Genomic DNA, 18,475 nt, shown 5'->3' with positions numbered 1-18,475 from the left:
GATGAACATGATTCATCCATTAGCGCAATTTTTGCGTTTTTCAGCCGGGAAAAGGGGAGCCAGTATCACCCTTACAAAAAGAGGCCCCTCGTGGAGGAAACCATGTTGCTTCAGAACAAGACCGCCGCCATCTCGGGGGCGGCCAGCGCCCGCGGCATTGGTCTTGCCACGGCGAAGCTGTTCGCCGCCCATGGCGCGCGCATCGCCATTCTCGACATCGACGAGGCCGCCGCCAAGGCCGCTGCCGCCGAGCTCGGCCCGCAGCACATCGGCGTCGGCTGCGACGTCGCCAACAAGGCCTCGTGCCAGGCTGCCGCGGATGAAGTGATCAAGGCGTTCGGACACGTCGACATCCTCGTCAACAATGCCGGCGTGACCCAGCCGGTGAAGACCCTCGACATCGACGAGGCGAGCTGGGACCGCATCCAGGACATCAACTGCAAGGGCGTCCTGTTCCTCAGCCAAGTGTTCATCCCGCACATGCGCGAGCGCAAGTCCGGCTCCATCGCCTGCATGTCGTCGGTGTCCGCACAGCGCGGCGGCGGCATCTTCGGCGGCCCGCATTATTCCTCCGCCAAGGCCGGCGTGCTCGGCCTCGCAAAGGCGATGGCCCGCGAGTTCGGCGTGGACGGCATCCGCGTGAACTGCGTCACCCCCGGCCTGATCCAGACCGACATCACCGGCGGCAAGCTGACCGACGAGATGCGCAAGGACATCCTGAAGGGCATTCCGCTCAACCGCCTCGGCGATGCGAGCGACGTGGCCGGCATCTATCTGTTCCTCGCCAGCGACCTGTCCGCCTACGTCACCGGCGCTGTCATCGACGTCAATGGCGGCATGCTGATTCACTAATCCCGGTCCGCCACGGTGCGCGCGGGATGGCTGGTCGCATGGCGGCCGGACCCGTCCCGGCGCGGGCGCTCCTCGACAGGAACAGGGACATGACCATTTCACCTTCCAACGTCTCGCTGGAGCGGCGCGCCTGGAACATCCGCCGGCATGCGATCCGCATGGGCGAGGTTCAGGGGCAGGGCTATATCGCCCAGGCGCTCGACATCGCCGATGTGCTGGCGACCGCCTATTTCCATGCCATGCGCTATGAGCCCCAGAACCCCGAATGGGAGGGGCGCGACCGCTTCCTGCTTTCCAACGGCCATTATGCGATCGCGCTCTATGCGGCGCTGATCGAGGCCGGCATCGTCCCCGAGGACGAGCTGGAGACCTACGGCTTTGACGACAGCCGCCTGCCCATGTCGGGCATGGCCAGCTACACCCCGGGCATGGAGATGTCCGGCGGTTCGCTCGGCCTCGGCCTGTCCATCGCGGTGGGCAAGTGCCTCGGCCTCAAGCGCAAGGGCTCGGACAGCCGGGTCTACACCCTGTTCTCCGATGGCGAGCTGGACGAGGGCTCGGTCTGGGAGGCCATCATGTCGGCCGCTCACTACAAGCTCGACAACCTCATCGCCATCGTCGACGTGAACAACCAGCAGGCGGACGGCCCCTCCACCTCCATGCTCGGCTTCGAGCCGCTGGCGGAGAAGCTCGCGGCGTTCAACTGGTTCGTGCAGCGGGTGGACGGCAACGACCTCGACGCCGTGCGCAAGGCCTTCGACGCGGCCAAGGACGCCAATGGCGGCCGGCCCAGCATGATCATCGCCGACACGCTCATGGGCAAAGGCATCCCCTTCCTCGAGGCGCGCGACAAGAACCATTTCATCCGTGTGGATGCCCATGAGTGGCAGCTGGCCCTGGCCGCCCTCGACGAGAGGAAGCCCGCATGAAACCCGCCACGGCTCATCCCGCTCCCGCAGCCAAGGGCGCCGACGCCCCCGCCAAACCGCGCCTGACCACCTCCGCCATGATCGCGTCCATCGCGGGTGAGGGCCAGCGCACCAAGCCGGCTCCCTTCGGCCACGCCCTGGTGGAATGCGCGAAGACCGATCCCTCCATCGTCGGCATGACGGCGGACCTCGGCAAATATACGGACCTGCACATCTTCCAGCAGGCGTTCCCGGATCGCTACTACCAGATGGGCATGGCCGAGCAGCTGCTGTTCGGCGCCGCCTCGGGCCTCGCGGCCGAGGGCTTCACGCCCTTCGCCACCACCTATGCGGTGTTCGCCTCGCGCCGGGCCTATGACTTCATCCACCAGACGATCGCGGAAGAAGACCGCAACGTGAAGATCGTCTGCGCCCTGCCGGGCCTCACCTCCGGCTACGGCCCCTCGCACCAGGCGGCCGAGGATCTGGCGCTCATGCGCGCCATCCCGAACATGACGGTGATCGATCCGTGCGACGCGCACGAGATCGAGCAGGCGGTGCCGGCCATCGTCGCCCACAAGGGCCCGGTCTATATGCGCCTGCTGCGCGGCCAGGTGCCGCTCGTGCTCGACGAGTACGGCTACACCTTCGAGCTGGGCAAGGCGAAGATGCTGCGCGACGGCTATGAGGTGCTGCTCATCTCGTCCGGCATCATGACCATGCGCGCGCTGGAGGCCGCCAAGGCCCTCGAGGCGGATCGCGTGGACGTGGGCGTGCTGCATGTGCCCACCATCAAGCCGCTCGACACCGCGACCCTTCTGGAGGCCTGTGCCAAGCCCGGCCGCCTCGTCGTGGTGGTGGAGAATCACACCGTCATCGGCGGCCTCGGCGAGGCGGTGGCGGGGCTGCTGATGCGCGAGGGCGTCCACCCCGCCTTCCGCATGATCGGCCTGCCCGACGAATTCCTTGCGGCGGGCGCGCTGCCGACCTTGCACGATCGCTACGGCATCTCCACCGACGCGCTCTGCGCGCAGGTGAAGGGCTGGCTGAAATAGATCCATACGGCCCCAGCCTCCGGCAAGAGAGGCGGGCCGAGCGGGAGGACAAGATGAAGAAGATCGGCTTTGTGGGGCTCGGCTCCATGGGCCTGCCCATGGCCGGCAACCTCGCCCGCGCGGGGTTCGCCGTGACGGGCTTCGACCTGCGCCCCGAGGCCGGGGCGAAGCTCGCCGCCGCCGGGGGCGTGGCCGCAGCCAGCCTTACGGACGCCTTCGCCGGCCAGGATGCCGCGGTGCTGATGGTGGTGAACGCCACCCAGGCCGAGGACATCCTGTTCGGCGCGGGCGCATTGGCGCATCTGCCCGAAGGCGGCGCGGTGATCCTGATGGCCACCTGCCCGCCGGCCGCCGTCGCAGCCCTTGCCAGACGTGTGGAGGCCGAAGGCCGCCGCCTCGTGGACGCCCCGGTCTCCGGCGGTGTGGTCGGGGCCGAGGCGGGCAGCCTCACCATCATGGTGGCGGCCCCGTCCGACCTGTTCGCGCAGGTGAAACCGGTGCTGGACGCCATGGGCTCCAAGGTGGTGCTGCTGGGCGAGAAGGCCGGGCAGGGCGCTACTGCCAAGGCGGTGAACCAGCTTCTGTGCGGCGTCCATCTGGCGGTCGCCGGCGAGGCGCTGTCGCTGGCCGAGACGCTCGGCCTCGACATGGACGCCATGCTCGACATCGTCTCCGGCTCGGCGGCGTCCAGCTGGATGCTGAGGGACCGCGGCCCGCGCATGCTGGAGAGCAAGCCGCGCGTGACCAGCGCGGTGGACATCTTCGTGAAGGACCTCGGCATCGTGCTGGAAGCCGGCGCCGGCGCGAAGACCGCGCTGCCCCTCGCCGCAACCGCCCACCAGATGTTCCTCGCCGTCTCCGGACAGGGCAAGGGCGCAAAGGACGACAGCAAGGTCATCGACGCATACCGAGCCCTACAGGGCCGGGCCTAGTCCCCTCTTTCCAAACGACCAAGCCGCCTAAAGCGGCACACTAGGGAGAAGACACCATGAAACCGACCAAGACCGGCCTGACCCGCCGTCATGTGCTGGCCGCCGGCGCCGCGCTGCCCCTGTTCAGCATCCTCACCCGCCGGGGCGAGGCCGCCGAGTTCACCTACAAGTATGCCACCGGGCAGGATCCCACCCACCCGGTGAACAAGCGCGCGCAGGAAGCCCTCGACCGCATCCGCGAGGCCACCTCCGGCCGCGTCGAGATCAAGCTGTTCCCGGCCAACCAGCTCGGCTCGGACACCGACCTTCTCGCCCAGGTGCGCTCGGGCGGCGTCGAGTTCTTCAACCTCTCCACCTCGATCCTCGCGACGCTGGTTCCGGTGTCCGGCATCGTCAACACCGGCTTCGCCTTCCCCGATTATGCGACGGTGTGGAAGGCGGTCGACGGCGACCTCGGCAAGTACATCCGCACGCAGATCGAGAAGACCGGCCTCGTCGCTCCCGCCAAGTTCTGGGACAACGGCTTCCGCCAGATCACCTCGTCCACCCGCGAGATCCGCACGCCGCAGGACCTGAACGGCTTCAAGATCCGTGTCCCGCCCGCGCCCATGCTGACCTCGGTGTTCAAGTCGCTGAACGCCGGCGCCACGCCCATCAACTTCAATGAGCTTTACTCCGCGCTCCAGACCAAGGTGGTCGAGGGCCAGGAGAACCCGCTCGCCATCATCGCCTCCACCCGCCTTTACGAGGTGCAGAAGTCCTGCTCCATGACCGGCCACGTGTGGGACGGCTACGTCATCCTCGGTAACCGCCGCGCCTGGGGCACGCTGCCGGAGGACGTCCGCGCCGTCGTCACCCGCGAGCTGGACAAGTCGGCCGTGGACCAGCGCGCCGACATCGCCTCGCTCAACCAGAGCCTGCGCGCCGACCTCACCGCCAAGGGCATCACCTTCATCGACGTGGACCGCGAGCTGTTCCGCAAGGCGCTGGCCTCGACCCCCTTCTACGGCGAGTGGAAGGCGAAGTACGGCGATGAGGCGTGGGGCCTGCTCGAAGCCGCCGTCGGCAAGCTGGGGGGGTGAGCATGTCGCAGCACGTATCGCATTCCATGCCGCCGCCCGGGCACGCGCTGGATGAAACCCACGCGCTGCACGAAGCCTACGCCACCGAGGAGGCGCCGACCCAGGCGCTTCCCACCGGCTGGCGCCGCGCCGTCTTCGGTGTGGAGACGGCCCTCTGCCGGGTGGTGGAATATCTCGCCGCCGCCCTCGTGCTGGCCGAGATCACCGTGCTCTTCGTCGGCGTGGTGAAGCGCTATGCGCTGCACAGTCCCATCGTGTGGTCGGACGAACTCGCCTCGGTCCTGTTCATCTGGCTCGCCATGTTCGGCGCGGTGCTGGCCCTCCAGCGCGACAGCCACATGCGCATGACGGCCCTCGTCAGCATGGCCTCGCCGCGCGTGAGGTCGGTGCTGGAGACGCTGGCCCTCGCCGCGCCCCTCGTCTTCCTCATGGCGGTGCTGCACCCGGCCATCGAGTATGCCGAGGACGAAATGTTCGTCACGCTGCCGGCCCTCGACGTGCCCAACACGTGGAAGGCGGCCGCGCTGCCCATCGGCATCGGCCTCATGGCCCTCGTGAGCTTCCTGAAGCTGCTGCGCGCGGCCAATCCGAAGCAGGTGGCCGTGGTGTGCGTCTGCCTCGTCCTGGCGGTCGCCCTCGGCCATGTGGCCTCGCCCTGGCTGAAGACGCTGGGCAACTACAACCTGCTCATCTTCCTCGTCGGCCTCGTGGCGGCGTCGGTGTTCGCCGGGGTGCCCATCGCCTTCTCCTTCGGCCTCGCGACGGTGGGCTATCTCACCTTCACGACCACGACCCCCCTCGCGGTGGTGGTGGGGCGCATGGATGAGGGCATGAGCCACCTCATCCTTCTGTCGGTGCCGCTGTTCGTGTTCCTCGGCCTTCTCATCGAGATGACCGGCATGGCGCGGGCGCTGGTGGGCTTCCTCGCCAGCCTTCTCGGGCATGTGCGCGGCGGCCTCTCCTACGTGCTGATCGGCGCCATGTATCTCGTCTCGGGCATCTCCGGCTCGAAGGCGGCGGACATGGCGGCGGTGACGCCGGTGCTGTTCCCGGAAATGGTGAAGCGCGGCGCCAAGAAGGGCGATCTTGTGGCCCTGCTCGCCGCCACCGGCGCGCAGACGGAGACGATCCCGCCCTCCCTCGTGCTGCTCACCATAGGTTCGGTCACGGGCGTGTCCATCGCGGCGTTGTTCACCGGCGGACTTCTGCCCGCCCTGGTGCTCGGCCTCGCCCTGTGCCTCCTCGTGCGCTACCGCTACCGCAACGACGACCTCTCCAACGTCAAGCGCGTCTCGGCGCGGGACATCCTGTGGTCGGCGGGCATCGCGCTTCCGGCCATCGCCCTGCCGTTCGTCATCCGCGGCGCGGTGATGGAGGGCATCGCCACGGCGACGGAAGTCTCCACCATCGGCATCATCTACTCGGTGGTGGTGGGTCTTCTCGTCTACCGGCAGTTCGAGTGGAGCCGCGTGGTGCCAATGATGATCAGCACGGCCGCGCTCTCCGGTGCGATCCTGCTCATCATCGGTGCGGCGACGGGCATGGCCTGGGCGCTCACCCAGTCCGGCTTCTCGCAGAACCTCGCCAACGTGATGTCCGGCCTGCCGGGCGGCGCGGCGACGTTCATGGTGGTTTCCATCCTCGCCTTCATCATCCTTGGCTCGGTGCTGGAGGGCATCCCGTCCATCGTGCTGTTCGGGCCGCTCCTGTTCCCGATCGCGCGGCAGATGGGCATCCACGAGGTCCACTATGCGATGGTGGTGATCCTCGCCATGGGCATCGGCCTCTTCGCGCCGCCCTTCGGCGTCGGCTATTACTGCGCGACGGCCATCGGCGACGTGAACCCGGACGAGGGCATGAAACCCATCGTCGGCTACATGCTGGTGCTGCTGATCGCGCTGGCGGTGGTGGCCGCGGTTCCGTGGATCTCTATCGGCTTCCTGCCCTGAGGAGGGCGCCCGGCGCAGACCGGGCCCCGCTTCCCGTCTAAAAAGCTCCCTAGCCTGAAGGCCCGCCGGTTCGCCGGTGGGCCTTTTTTTGTGCCGGAGGGCGCCAGGGGCAAACGAAAACGCCGGCCGGAAGGGGATCCGGCCGGCGTTCTGCCAACACTGAAATGGTGCGAGCCGCCTCAGTCGGGCGAGACCACGTTCGTGGGGCTACCGGCGACGAAGTTCTCGACATTGTCGATGAGCTGGTCGGCCAGCGCCTGCTGGGCCTCCAGCGAGGCCCAGGCGATGTGCGGCGTGCAGATGACATTGCGCCGCCGTGCGAGCCGCATGAAGGCGCTGTCGGGCGCGGGCGGCTCCGGGAGGGTCACGTCGAGGCCGGCGGCGCTCACCAGCCCTTCGTCGAGGGCGACCTCCAGGTCTTCCTCCACGATCAGCCCACCGCGGGCGGTGTTGATGAGGATGGGCCGGTTCTTCATGCGCCGGAAGGCGGTCATGTCGAACATGCCGCGCGTCTCGTCGGTCAGCGGGCAGTGCAGGGTGATGGCGTGGGAGGTCTCGATCAGTTCGTCGAGGCTGACGACGCCCGCCGTGCCCGGCTTCGCCATGGGATCGTAGAACACCACGTCCATGCCGAAGGCCCGCGCGATGCCCGCCACCTGCGAGCCCAGCACGCCGGCGCCGACGATGCCGAGCCGGCGGCCGGCGAGGTCCACGATGGGGTTCGTGAAGAAGCAGAACTGCTGCGCCGCCTGCCACGCGCCCTCCAGCACCTCCTGCCGGTAGGGCACGATGGAGCGGGCGAGGGAGAGCAGCAGCGCGAAGGTGTGCTCCGGCACGGTGGCCTTGGCATAGCCGCGGATGTTCACCGTCGGCACGCCCTGCGCGGCCGCTGCCGTCTTGTTCACGCAATCGGTGCCGGTGGCGGCGATGGCGATGAGCTTCAGCTGCGGCAGCTGGGCCAGCGTGTCGGCGCGCAGGTCCACCTTGTTGTTGATGATGATGGTGGCGTCCTTGGCCCGGGCGACCACCTCGCTCGGGCTGGTGCGCGCATATTCCACCCATTCATGGGCAAAGGAGGGGCGGCGGACCTGGACCGCCGGCGCGATGGTGTCGCGGTCGAGAACGACGATCTTGTGCATGGTCTTGTTCTTTCCGATTGTCGCGACAGGCTCAGAGCCGCACGCGCGCGGCCTCGGCCACGGCCTCGGCGGTGATGCCGAAGTGCCGGTACAACGCATCGGCCGGGCCGGAGGCTCCAAAGCCCGTCATGCCGACGAAGCCGCCATCCTCGCCGATCCAGCGCTCCCAGCCGAACTTCACCGCTGCTTCCACCGCGACGCGCACGGTGCCCGTGCCCAGCACCGCCTTGCGGTAGGCGGCATCCTGCGCCTCGAACAGGCTCCAGCACGGCATGGAGACGACGGCAGTGGGAATGCCGGCCGCCTGGAGCTGCGCGCGGGCCTCCACGGCGATCTGCACTTCCGAGCCGGTGGAAATGAGGGTGACGCGGCGCGGGCCGCCCTCGGCCTCCTGGAGCACATAGGCGCCGCGCGCCGAGCGGTTCTCCGCGCCGCCATCGCGCCGCAAGGCCGGCAGGGACTGGCGCGCGAAGATCATCGCCACCGGGCCGGTGCGATGCTCCAGCGCGATCTCCCAGGCCTCCGCCGCCTCGATGGCATCGCACGGGCGCAGCACCATCATGTTCGGCATGGCGCGGAGCGAGGCGATGATCTCCACCGGCTGGTGGGTGGGGCCATTCTTGCCGATGCCGATGGAATCGTGACTGAACACGAACTTCACCGGCAGCCCCATGAGCGCCGCCATGCGCAGGGCAGGGCGCTCGTAATCCGAGAAGGGCAGGTAAGTGACGGCGAGCGGGATGACGCCGCCATGGGCGGCCATACCGTTGGCCAGCGAGCCCATGGCATGCTCGCGCACGCCGCAATGGATGTAGCGGCCGGCCCGGTCCTTGGCTGTGAAGGCGGAGAGCTGGCGCTTGTGGTTGGTGGGCGCTTCAAGGTCCGCGCAGGCGGTCATGATGTCGGGCAGCACCTCGTAGAGCGCCGCCGCGATGTCGCCGGAGGTGGCGATGGAGAAGTCCGCCTTCTCCTCGGCCGCCATCTTCGCCTTGTAGGCGTGGATGGCCTCGCGCCAGCCGGCGGCAAGCGTGCCGGAGACGGTGCGGTGAAATTCGTCCTGCACCGCATTGCCGGTGGCCGCCAGACGGTTGCGCCAGGCCGCGCGGGTTTCCGCACCCACCGCACCGGTGGCGCGCCAGGCGGCGCCGATGTCGGCGGGGATGTCGAAGCTGCCGGCTGACCAGCCGAAGCGCGCGGCCATCTGGCTGCGATCCTCGGGGAACAGCTTGCCGGAATGGCCGCCGCGCTGGCCTTCGAGGCGGGGGATGCCGCGGGCGATGGTCGTCTTGCAGGCGATCATGGAGGGGCGGGGATCCGCCTTGGCGGCGGTGATGGCCGCGTCCACGGCCTCGATGTCGTGGCCGTCGATCTCCACCACGTGCCAGCCGGCCACGCGGAAGCGATCGGCCACGTTCTCGGAGATGGACAGCTCGGTGGAGCCATCGTCGGTGATGGCGTTGTCATCCCAGAAGAAGGTGAGCTTGCCGAGCTTGAGGTGGCCGGCGAGCTGGATCACCTCCTGCCCCACGCCCTCCTGCAGGCAGCCGTCGCCGACGAAGGCCCAGGTGCGGTGATCGATGAGGTCGTCGCCGAAGCGCGCGTTGAGGTGGGCTTCGGCGATGGCCATGCCCAGCGCGTTGGCGATGCCCTGCCCGAGCGGGCCGGTGGTGGTCTCGATGCCGGCGGCGGGCTCGTATTCCGGATGGCCGGCGCAAGGTGAGGCGAGTTCACGGAAGCTCTTCACCGCGTCCAGCGAGATGTGGTGATAGCCGGTGAGGTGCAGCAGCGAATAGAGCAGGGTGGAGCCGTGCCCATTGGAGAGCACCACCCGGTCGCGGTCCGGCCAGGTCGGGTCGGCGGGATCGAACTTGAGGTGACGGCTGTAGAGCACCGTTGCGATCTCGGCCATGCCGAGGGGAACGCCCTGATGGCCTTCGCCGGCGGCGAGAATGGCGTCCACCGCCAGGAAGCGGATGGCGTGCGCCAAAGGCTGGAGCGCCTCGGCGAGGGGCGCGCCGGACGTGGTGGAAATAACAGGATTGCCAGTCTTGGCAGCGGCTTGGCCGGTCAAGGGTCGTCTCCTCATCGTGCCTTGGTCTTTTAGGGGCGCGATGATGCCGAAAGCCGCCGAAGGCCGGTAACGCGAAAAACACACCGATTGGTGAAGCTGGTTCATGGATGCGCCCGGCCCGCCGCGGATTTGCCGAGCCTTGTGTTCATCGCGGATGAATTTGGGGCCACTTAAGCGGGTGCGCGAAGGTCACTCCTGATCTCGCGAAGGCTCGCCTCGTGGGCGGGAAGGACGGCATCGAGGCGCTCGGCGCCTACCATCACCTCGCGAAGGGTCGCGGCGCATTCTTCCCGCGCGTGGTCGGCCGCAACGGCCACCCAATCCCGGATCTCCCGCTCCAAAGCGGCGTGGAGGCGTGTGGCGTCCGTCCCGGCGGACTGGAGGCCACCGTCCACCTCGATCATGATCTCCTCGAAGCCGATGTCCGTGGCGGGCTCGAACGGAGCAGGTTGCGCATCGCGGCCGAGGCGAAAGTCGCGGAAGTGTGCGTCCCGTGCCTCGCCCCACGCCGATTGCAGGGCGCGCGATACGTTGCGGCGGACGCCCTCCGCATCCCGCTCAGGGGCGTGGGCATCGAGCAGGTCCGGGAGACGGGGGACGACGGCGCGCCACACATCCTCCTGGACCTGCGCGCTCCGATGTTCGAGCTGGCCCGCCACGTCGTTCAGCGCGGCCTTCAGCTGCTCCAGCGCGGGCCGCAGCAGAGCTTGCAGGCCGCCGAGGACGGTTTCGTCCAGATGGCGCAGCCGCACCTCGGCCGGTTTGCGGCGCCGATAGGCCAGCGCCGGCGAAACGAGGGACTGCAGGGCGGCATAGAGACGATCCATGCCCGCCGCCGCCATGGCAGCGGGGCTCTCTCCCTCCGCCCGGGCCATATGGACGGAGACCGATACGGGCGGCCGCAGTTGCGCCACGTCCAGCCCTAGCGCAGCGAGCTTTTCGCGCGCACGCTCCGCCACATCAGCCTCCTGCCCGCTGCGGTCGGCCATCGGCTTGTTGCGCATGAGCTTCACCAGCGCGCCGTCGATCTCGTCTTCTTCATAGCGGTCGCTGCGGGTGATGACCGGCAGCAGGGGCTTGGCGCGGCGCAATTCGCTGGCAAGCTCGTCCAATTCCTGCACCTGCCCCGGCGTCGAGGAACTGGTGAGCCACAGCACCGCATCGGCGCAGTCGGCGAAGCGGCGGGTGAGCGCCGCGTGCTCGCCGGTGGCGGAATGGAGGCCGGGCGTGTCGAGCAGCACCAGCCGTTGGCCCAGCCGGATGCCCTGAATGCGCGATGTGGTCTCCGTCGCACCTTCCGTAAAGCGGTTGCAGGGCTCCAGGCGCCCGTCGGCATCGAGTTGAAAAAACGCGACTTCCGCGCCGTGCGCGGCGAAGCGGTCGGCCATGAGATTGCAGAGCGAACTCTTGCCCGCATTGAACTTGCCGAACACCAGCAGGACAACGGCCTGGTCCAGGCTCCGCGCCAGCGCCTCGACTGGGCGCAACGCGTCGCGTTGCCGGGGCTCATCCGAGACGCAAGCATCAACAGCGGCATTCGTCGCCGCGATGCGCCGGGCGATCTCGCTGTCCTCCCGCGATGCTGCGATGGAGAGGCGGGCGCTGGCAAGGCCCGTGCCCAGACCTGAAAGCCACCCGTCCAGACGGGCGAGCACGGGTCCAAGGTCTTCCGAGCCGAGCGCGGCCGCCTCGGCCTCGGCCTCGGCCATGAAAAGCTGTTCCTCGGACAGAGCCGCGCGTGTTGACGGCTCATTGCGTGCCGGCGAGGGGCCACCGCGGTCCATCGTCTCCGCCCTCATGGCGCGGCGTCCGGCGGCAGGGCGGCGAGGGCACGGTCGGCCGCATCCAGCGCGGCGGCGGTCTCGGTGATCCTGTCCCGCAGCACCGCTTGCGACCGCGACAGCTCGAAATAGTGCGCGAAGGCCGCCTGCAGCCGCGCCCGCCCCGACGCCTCGCAGAACATCCGGCGCAGGTCCGCCCGGAATTTTACCGAGACGCCCATGACCGCCACCATGACCGTGTTGAGGCTCCCGGCAGCGGTCTGCTGCTCCTGCGGCAAGCTGGAGACACCGTGACCCGCGAGGAACCCATCGAGGCGGATGCACGCCCTCGAATAGGCCACCTGGATGCGCGCGCGCTCCAGCTTCGCGGCGGTCGTGGCATAGCGATCGCGGCCCGTGTCGGCCACCAGCGCGAGGTCGGGGCCGGGGAGTGCCACGACCTCCTCCATGTCCTGGCCGATTGCCGCAAGCAGGGCCTTGAGCCCGTCGTCGAAGGCGTGCCGCTGGGCTTCCTGCTGCTGCCGAAGGGACGCGAGCGTCTCAGCCGCGGCACGCCGAACACTTCCAAGTTCCGCGCGCATCTCGCCCAGCAACAGGCGCGTCTCGTGAGCCCGCGCGGCCGGCACCCGCGCGAGCGCGTCCGCCAGAGCGCGCTCCAGCTCGGGAATCCCGCTGCGCTGGATCAGCAGGGTTTTGCCGTCCTCCAGTCCCCGGCGATGCCGGGTGGAGGAGACGACGTGAAGGCCTGCGCCCGGTACCTGATCCGCGATGGCCGACACCACGCGGCCGAGGGCGTCGTCGTCTTCCATCTGGTCCGCTTGCGTGACCACGATCAGCGTCTCGCGACCGGTGCGCTGGCTGTCGGCGCGCAGCGTCTCGATAAGCGCCCGTTCCGCCGCGTCCAGCTCGCCTTCGCGCGCGGCATGGACGAACAGGCGAATGTCGGATGACAGCCAGACGGCCCGGAGCGCATGCCGGTCGTCCTCCCCGGCCACGTCCGCATCCAGCCCGGGCGCATCGAGCCAGCGCACGCCGGCGTGCCGGCACTCGGCCAGCTGGACGGTCTGGCGCCGGTCGGCCACGGCGAAGGCGTCCCGCCGCATCAGCTCGTTGAGGAGCCGGCTCTTGCCGTGATTGTACTTGCCGATGACGGTGACGACGGGGGCATCCGCCGCCGCCAGTTCATCGAGGCGCGCGAGGTCGCCTTCCCGATGCGACAGGACGCAGAGCACGTCGCGCCACCGCGCCGGGTGGGCGCGTGTGGCGGGCTGTCTAAGAGAGCCGTCGGGCATCGTGGCTTCCCGTGCGTGTCCGGCGGCAGCATTCGCGCTGCCGCCGGTTTTCGCTCAGGCCGCGGCGCGGGCGCGCTCGACGATCTGGTTGTCCTTGCCGGCGACCTTCGGGGTCAGTTCGATGTTGAACTCGATATCCCGATAGCCGTCCTCCTCGAAGCCGACCGCCTGGCCGCCGGTGCGCTCCACCACGTGGGGGATGAGACCCTCGCGGGTGGCGAAGGCGAAGTCGTCCCAGATCAGCGGATCGCCCTCGATGTTGAACTGCGTCGTCAGCTTGCGGAAGCTGTCCGTGGTGACGAAGAAGTGCACGTGGGCCGGGCGGTTGCCGTGGCGGTTGAGCTGGTTCAGCAGGGTCTGCGTGGCGCCGGAGGGCGGGCAGCCATAGGAGGCCGGCATCCGGGTGAGCACCTCATAGCGCCCGTCGGCGCCGGTGCGGATCGCGCCGCGCAGGTTGAACTCGCTCTGCCGGCCCGTGGGGTCGAAATGCGAGTAGAAGCCCTTGGAATCCGAATGCCAGACTTCCACCAGGGCATCCGCCACCGGAGCGCCGTCCGGACCGGTGACGCGGCCGTGGATGCGCAGGGGGCCGGCGTCGGGATCGGGATTCTTGTCGAGGCGCGCCTTGCCCTTCTGCTCGGGGGCGCCGGCCACGTAGAGAGGTCCCTCGATGGTGCGCGGCGTGCCGCCGGTGATGCCGAGCTCGGCATCCTCGGCATCGAGGCGCATGTCGATGTAGTGTTCAAGGCCGATACCGGCCGCCAGCAGCGCCGCCTCGCCCTCCGAGCCGAGCTTGTTGAGATAGTTGATGCCGAGCCAGACCTCATCCGGGGTCAGGTCGAAATCCTCGATGGTCTTGAACAGATCGGAGACGATGCGGTGCACCACCTGCTTGGCCCGCTCGTTGCCGCCGGCACCGTCCAGATTAGCGATGATCCGCAGGAAGTCCTGCACGTCCTTGCCGTTGAAAATCTTCACGCCCATCCTCGTGTCCTCCATTTCGCTTTCTGGTGGCGCGGGCTTCAATTCGCCCATTGCGCCGGTGATCTTGTTCAGGTGTCCTCGTGCCCGATCGAGGCGGGGCCACTCCCTAGGCCGTCGCGACTGCGGTGACTGTCGCGGTGCGGCGCGCGGCGTTCACCGCGAACACCAGCATGGCGAGGGCCGAGAGCGCCGCGGGCACCGCGAAGATCAGGAAGTTCTGCTGCAGCGGCAGCTCCTGGGCCAGCAGCACGCCCCCCAGCGTCGGCCCGACGATGGCGCCGATGCGGCCCACGCCCGAGGCCCAGCCCAGGCCGGTGGACCGGATCGACAGGTTGTAGAGCTGCGCCACGCTGGCATAGAGCAGGATCTGCGTGCCGATGGTGGTGGCGCCCGCGATGAAGACCATCACGAACAGCAGGGGCGCCGGAAGGCCGAAGCCGATGAGCGCGATGGACACGGCGGCGGCGGTGAAGAAGCCGACCACCACCCGCGGCAGGCCGAAGCGGTCGCCGAGCCGTCCGCCGAGGATGGCCCCCAGCATGCCGCCGAAATTGAGCGAGAAGAGGCTCAGGAGGCTGGCGGTCTCGGCATAGCCGACTTCCTGCAGGACCTTGGGCAGCCAGGACGACAGCAGGTAAACCAGCAGCAGGCAGCAGAAGAAGGCGGCCCACAGCATCACGGTGCTCACCGCCCGCTGGTCGCGGAACAGCTCGATGACCGAGGCGGACGCGCTCTTGCTCTCGGTGAACACCAGCCTGTCGGAGGCCTCGAGCCGGGCGGAGGGGGCGACCTTCGCCCAGATCGCGCGGGCCTCGGCCTCCTTGCCCTGGCGGAGGAGGAAGCCGAGGGATTCCGGCAGCTTCCACAGCACCAGCGGCAGCAGGAGCAGGGGTACGGCGGCGATGAAGAACATGGGCTTCCAGCCGAATTGCGGGATGAGCCCGATGCCGAAACCGGCCGCCACCATGCCGCCCACCGAATAGCCGGAGAACATGACGGCCACCATGGTGCTGCGCAGGCGCTTCGGCGCATATTCGTTCATCAGCGCGACCGCATTCGGCATCAGGCCGCCGCAGCCGAGACCGGCGATGAACCGGAAGATGCCGAACTGGGTCGGCGAATTGGCAAAGCCGGCAAGCAGGGTGGATGTGGTGAAAAGGAGGAAGCAGATGGCGATGCCCTTCTTGCGGCCGATCCTGTCCGCGAGGGGACCGAAGACGAGCGCGCCGAACATCATGCCGAACAGCGCCCAGGCCTGAAGCGTGCCGGCCTGCGGCTTGCTGAGGCCCCACTCTTTCATCAGGGCGGGCAGCACCGTGCCGGCGACGAAGACGTCATAGCCATCCACCACCAGGAGCAGCCCGCAGAGCGCGGCCACCATCCATTGGAAGCGCCCGAACGGCGCCTTGTCGATGGCATCCGTGATATCGATGTTTCGCATGTGTTTCCTCCCCGGAGTGCTTTTGCACGTTGATCTTGTTCGCTGGCGCGAGCCCTAGGCGCTCTCCTTTAGCGGCGCGTTGGGCGTGAATTTCTCGTAGTGGAAGCAGTTGGGTGTCACGCCCGTCGCCTCGAAATGACGGCGCACCGCGTCGACCATGGGCGGGGGGCCGCACAGATAGACGCCCGGCGCCGCGCGGAGCATGTCGTCGGGCATATGCTGGGTGACCCATCCCTTGCGCGGATGGGCCGAAGCCTCGTCGGCCACCACGGTGGTGAAGCTGAAGCCCGGCAGGCGCGGTGTGTAGGCTTCGAGCGCGTCCACCAGCACGAGATCAAGATCGCGGGTCACGCCGTAGACGAGATGGATCTGCTGCTGCGAGCCGGCGCGGGCGAGCACTTCCAGCATGGAGAGGAAGGGCGCGAGGCCCGTGCCCCCGGCGAGGAAGAGCAGCGGCGCGCTTGTGTCGCGCAGATAGAAGCTGCCCAGCGGGCCGCTGAGCGTGAGCCTCTCGCCCGGCTTTGCCCGTGCCAGCCAGGAGCTCATGAGCCCGCCGGGAATCCTCTTGATGAGGAAGGAGATGCGCGTCTCGCCTGGTGCGGAGGAGAAGGAGTAGGCGCGGGTGAGGCACGTGCCGGGCACGTCGATGTTGACGTACTGGCCCGGCAGGAAGGCGGGCGCCGGGCCGTCCACGTCCAGTTCCAGGATGACCGCTGCGTCGTTGTGAAGGCTCACCTGCGCCACCGTCGCGGCGAACTTCTGTAGCCCTGTCTTGCAGGAGAGCGAGCTGACGGGCACGGCGATGATGCAGTCGCTGGACGGCACCATCTGGCAGGTCAGCACCAGCCCCTGCGCCGCCTCGTCGGCGGTCAGGGCGTCCTCGATATAGTCTTCGCCTAAATCATACGCGCCGCTTTCGGCGCGGCACTTGCAGGTTCCGCAAACCCCGTCGGAGCAGTCCATGGGCAGGTTGATCTTGTTGCGGAACGCCGCGTCGAGCAGCTTTTCGCCGGCCTTGCAATCGATGATGCGCGTGACGCCATCCTCGAAATTGAGCGCAATGGTATGGCTGGACATGGAACCCTCCCTGGGCCGGCTATCGATGCCTGTCAGACGTGATAGACGTCAATGACCTGGCGGATGTAGTCGTTCTTCAGAACGATCTTCTTGGCCGAGATGATGATCTGCCCCTGATCCTCGCGCAGGGTGACGAACATCGTTCCGAAGAACTGGTCCGTGACCTTGTAGCGGTGGCTGAGGGTGTGGAAATTGTACCGGAGGTCGACCTCGCTTGGCCGCGTGGCCAGGAGTTCGACATTGGTCACGTTGTGGCTGGTGCGCGGCTCCGGCGTGGAGGCGCCGGAGCGTTCGGTCTTGATGCGGAAGACGCGGTCTTCCAGCCCGTCGCGATCGGCATAGTAGATCAGCGAGATCTGCGACTGCGGATCTTCGGTGAGCCGGTCGTCGTCATCCCAGGCGGGCATCCAGTAGGTGACATCGGGCGCATAGCAGGTGAGCCATTCGTCCCACGCGCGGTCGTCCAAGAGGCGCGCCTCGCGATAGAGGAAGGCGCGGGCGGCTTCGAGGGAGATGCTCATGCCGCAACTCCCGTCTCGCGGGGCGACACGGCCTCGCGCATCACCTTCGCCCAGTATTCGTGCTGGCGCACGAACAGGCCTTCGTCCTCGCTGCGCTCGCCGGACAAGAGCGGGCGAATGCCCAGGCGCCTGGCGTTCTCGTCGGGACCTTCGATCCACAGGGGCGCGCCACGGGACAGGTCGTTCCACAGGGCGGAGATGCCGGCATAGCCCACCTGACAGGCGCGGAATTCTTCGAGGTCGTCCGACGTTCCCATGCCGGAGACGTTGAAGAAGTCCTCATACTGGCGGATGCGCAGCGCCCGGTCCTCCGCGCTTTCGCCCTTGGGGGCGAAGCAGAAGATGCTGATCTCCGTCTTGTCCACGCTGATGGGCCGCGCAACGCGGATCTGCGTGCTGAACTGGTCCATCAGGAACACGTTGGGATAGAGGCACAGATTGCGGGTCTGGTTGACGATGAGGTCCGCACGCTCCTGGCCGACACGGGCGGCGATCTCCTCGCGGTGGCCGTAGACCGGGCGCACCTCGGGGTTCATCGTGTTGGTCCACAGCAGGATGTGGCCGTTGTCGAAGCCGTAGACGCCGGCGACGGAACGGCTCCAGCCGTTGGCGTCGACCGCTTTGGTGCCTTCCACCTTGCGGCGGCCCATGGTCGCCGCATAGTTCCAGTGAACGGAGCTGACGTGATAGCCGTCGCAGCCGTTCTCCATCTGCAGCTTCCAGTTCCCGTCATAGATGTAGGACGAGTTCCCCCGCAGCACTTCGAGGCCGTTGGGCGCCTGATCGACGATCAGGTCGATGATAGCCCTGGTCTCGCCGAGATAGTCGGCGAGTGGCGCCACGTCCTCGTTCAGGCTGCCGAACAGGAAGCCGCGATAGCTCTCGAAGCGCGGCACGCGCTTCAAATCGTGGGAGCCGTTCTTGGCGAACTGGGGCGGGTACTGGGTGGTCTTCTCGTCCTTCACCTTGAGCAGCTTGCCGGTGTTGGAGAAGGTCCAGCCGTGGAAGGGGCAGGTGAAGCTGCCCTTGTTGCCGTGCTTGCGCCGGCACAGGAGCGCGCCGCGATGGGCGCAGGCATTGATGACGGCGTGAAGCTCGCCCGCCTTGTCCCGCGTCACCACCACCGGCTGGCGGCCGATGGAGGTGGTGTAATAGTCGTTGTTCTCCGGTATCTGGCTCTCATGGGCCAGATACACCCAGTTGCTCTCGAAGATATGCTTCATCTCCAGCTCGAAGAGATCTTCGTTGGTGAAGATGTCGCGGCGGCAGCGGAAGACGCCGGCCTCCTTGTCGTCCACCACGGCAGTGGCGAGCAGGCGGTCGAGATCGCGGGTCCTTTCGGCGGTCGCTGACATGGCTATCCTCCCTCGAGATGCTGCGCTTCGCCGGCG

Annotated in this window: 15 protein-coding genes; 6 read left to right on the top strand and 9 right to left on the bottom strand. The window is 67.9% G+C overall.

The window, feature by feature from the left end:
• Positions 1–102 precede the first annotated feature (102 nt).
• The 6 genes from FHT36_RS13710 to FHT36_RS13685 all read left to right on the top strand — a co-directional run bounded on the left by FHT36_RS13710 (position 103) and on the right by FHT36_RS13685 (position 6,778).
• Positions 103–852, top strand: a complete 750-nt coding sequence (locus tag FHT36_RS13710; RefSeq protein ID WP_169123050.1) for an SDR family NAD(P)-dependent oxidoreductase — start codon at positions 103–105, stop codon at positions 850–852.
• An 89-nt stretch (positions 853–941) separates the two neighbouring features.
• Entirely contained in the window at positions 942–1,781 is an 840-nt protein-coding gene (locus FHT36_RS13705) for a transketolase (protein WP_169123049.1), read from the top strand.
• Positions 1,778–2,815, top strand: a complete 1,038-nt coding sequence (locus tag FHT36_RS13700) for a transketolase family protein (RefSeq protein ID WP_169123048.1) — start codon at positions 1,778–1,780, stop codon at positions 2,813–2,815. The genes FHT36_RS13705 and FHT36_RS13700 overlap by 4 nt, the downstream gene beginning before the upstream one ends.
• The gene (locus FHT36_RS13695; protein WP_348644467.1) at positions 2,812–3,747 is read left to right on the top strand and encodes an NAD(P)-dependent oxidoreductase; all 936 of its coding nucleotides are present in this window, start codon (positions 2,812–2,814) and stop codon (positions 3,745–3,747) included. Before FHT36_RS13700 ends, FHT36_RS13695 begins: the two co-directional genes overlap by 4 nt.
• Before the next feature lie 56 nt (positions 3,748–3,803).
• Positions 3,804–4,829 (top strand): TRAP transporter substrate-binding protein, encoded by a 1,026-nt coding sequence (locus FHT36_RS13690; protein ID WP_169123046.1) that lies wholly within the window; start codon positions 3,804–3,806, stop codon positions 4,827–4,829.
• 26 nt (positions 4,830–4,855) lie between these two features.
• A complete protein-coding gene (locus FHT36_RS13685) occupies positions 4,856–6,778 on the top strand; it encodes a TRAP transporter large permease subunit (RefSeq protein WP_169123218.1) in 1,923 nt (640 codons plus the stop codon).
• Positions 6,779–6,957: 179 nt separating this feature from the next.
• Here FHT36_RS13685 and FHT36_RS13680 read toward each other — a convergent pair whose 3' ends face one another.
• The 9 genes from FHT36_RS13680 to FHT36_RS13640 form a co-directional block, all read right to left on the bottom strand.
• Positions 6,958–7,917 (bottom strand): D-2-hydroxyacid dehydrogenase, encoded by a 960-nt coding sequence (locus FHT36_RS13680; RefSeq protein ID WP_169123045.1) that lies wholly within the window; start codon positions 7,915–7,917, stop codon positions 6,958–6,960.
• Between the two features lie 31 nt (positions 7,918–7,948).
• The gene (gene tkt / locus FHT36_RS13675) at positions 7,949–10,003 is read right to left on the bottom strand and encodes a transketolase (RefSeq protein WP_169123044.1); all 2,055 of its coding nucleotides are present in this window, start codon (positions 10,001–10,003) and stop codon (positions 7,949–7,951) included.
• A 155-nt stretch (positions 10,004–10,158) separates the two neighbouring features.
• Complete coding sequence (locus tag FHT36_RS13670; RefSeq protein ID WP_169123043.1) at positions 10,159–11,697, bottom strand: dynamin family protein; 1,539 nt, start codon at positions 11,695–11,697, stop codon at positions 10,159–10,161.
• A gap of 86 nt (positions 11,698–11,783) precedes the next feature.
• Complete coding sequence (locus FHT36_RS13665) at positions 11,784–13,061, bottom strand: GTPase (protein ID WP_169123042.1); 1,278 nt, start codon at positions 13,059–13,061, stop codon at positions 11,784–11,786.
• 54 nt (positions 13,062–13,115) lie between these two features.
• Positions 13,116–14,045: a catechol 1,2-dioxygenase gene (gene catA / locus FHT36_RS13660; RefSeq protein WP_169123041.1), complete on the bottom strand. Its 930-nt coding sequence runs from the start codon at positions 14,043–14,045 to the stop codon at positions 13,116–13,118.
• A gap of 106 nt (positions 14,046–14,151) precedes the next feature.
• Positions 14,152–15,486, bottom strand: a complete 1,335-nt coding sequence (locus FHT36_RS13655) for an MFS transporter (RefSeq protein WP_169123040.1) — start codon at positions 15,484–15,486, stop codon at positions 14,152–14,154.
• 54 nt (positions 15,487–15,540) lie between these two features.
• Positions 15,541–16,563 (bottom strand): benzoate 1,2-dioxygenase electron transfer component BenC, encoded by a 1,023-nt coding sequence (gene benC, locus FHT36_RS13650; RefSeq protein ID WP_169123039.1) that lies wholly within the window; start codon positions 16,561–16,563, stop codon positions 15,541–15,543.
• A gap of 32 nt (positions 16,564–16,595) precedes the next feature.
• Entirely contained in the window at positions 16,596–17,084 is a 489-nt protein-coding gene (benB, locus tag FHT36_RS13645; RefSeq protein WP_169123038.1) for a benzoate 1,2-dioxygenase small subunit, read from the bottom strand.
• Entirely contained in the window at positions 17,081–18,439 is a 1,359-nt protein-coding gene (locus FHT36_RS13640; protein ID WP_169123037.1) for a Rieske 2Fe-2S domain-containing protein, read from the bottom strand. Before FHT36_RS13640 ends, benB begins: the two co-directional genes overlap by 4 nt.
• Positions 18,440–18,475 lie beyond the last annotated feature (36 nt).

It is taken from the genome of Xanthobacter sp. SG618, from assembly GCF_012932745.1.
GTDB classification, from domain to species: Bacteria; Pseudomonadota; Alphaproteobacteria; order Rhizobiales; family Xanthobacteraceae; genus Xanthobacter; species Xanthobacter flavus.
The sequence above is the reverse complement of the archived record's forward strand: the minus strand, read 5'-3'. Positions and strand labels throughout refer to the sequence as shown.

Excerpts from the sequence above, each read along its gene's own strand:
- FHT36_RS13700 (WP_169123048.1), top strand. The coding sequence starts at position 1,778 with ATGAAACCCGCCACGGCTCATCCCGCTCCCGCAGCCAAGGGCGCCGAC.
- FHT36_RS13685 (WP_169123218.1), top strand. The coding sequence starts at position 4,856 with ATGCCGCCGCCCGGGCACGCGCTGGATGAAACCCACGCGCTGCACGAA.
- FHT36_RS13655 (WP_169123040.1), bottom strand. The coding sequence starts at position 15,486 with ATGCGAAACATCGATATCACGGATGCCATCGACAAGGCGCCGTTCGGG.
- benC (WP_169123039.1), bottom strand. The coding sequence starts at position 16,563 with ATGTCCAGCCATACCATTGCGCTCAATTTCGAGGATGGCGTCACGCGC.
- FHT36_RS13680 (WP_169123045.1), bottom strand. The coding sequence starts at position 7,917 with ATGCACAAGATCGTCGTTCTCGACCGCGACACCATCGCGCCGGCGGTC.
- tkt (WP_169123044.1), bottom strand. The coding sequence starts at position 10,003 with ATGAGGAGACGACCCTTGACCGGCCAAGCCGCTGCCAAGACTGGCAAT.
- FHT36_RS13710 (WP_169123050.1), top strand. The coding sequence starts at position 103 with ATGTTGCTTCAGAACAAGACCGCCGCCATCTCGGGGGCGGCCAGCGCC.
- FHT36_RS13705 (WP_169123049.1), top strand. The coding sequence starts at position 942 with ATGACCATTTCACCTTCCAACGTCTCGCTGGAGCGGCGCGCCTGGAAC.
- FHT36_RS13670 (WP_169123043.1), bottom strand. The coding sequence starts at position 11,697 with ATGGCCGAGGCCGAGGCCGAGGCGGCCGCGCTCGGCTCGGAAGACCTT.
- FHT36_RS13640 (WP_169123037.1), bottom strand. The coding sequence starts at position 18,439 with ATGTCAGCGACCGCCGAAAGGACCCGCGATCTCGACCGCCTGCTCGCC.
- FHT36_RS13665 (WP_169123042.1), bottom strand. The coding sequence starts at position 13,061 with ATGCCCGACGGCTCTCTTAGACAGCCCGCCACACGCGCCCACCCGGCG.
- FHT36_RS13690 (WP_169123046.1), top strand. The coding sequence starts at position 3,804 with ATGAAACCGACCAAGACCGGCCTGACCCGCCGTCATGTGCTGGCCGCC.
- catA (WP_169123041.1), bottom strand. The coding sequence starts at position 14,045 with ATGGGCGTGAAGATTTTCAACGGCAAGGACGTGCAGGACTTCCTGCGG.
- benB (WP_169123038.1), bottom strand. The coding sequence starts at position 17,084 with ATGAGCATCTCCCTCGAAGCCGCCCGCGCCTTCCTCTATCGCGAGGCG.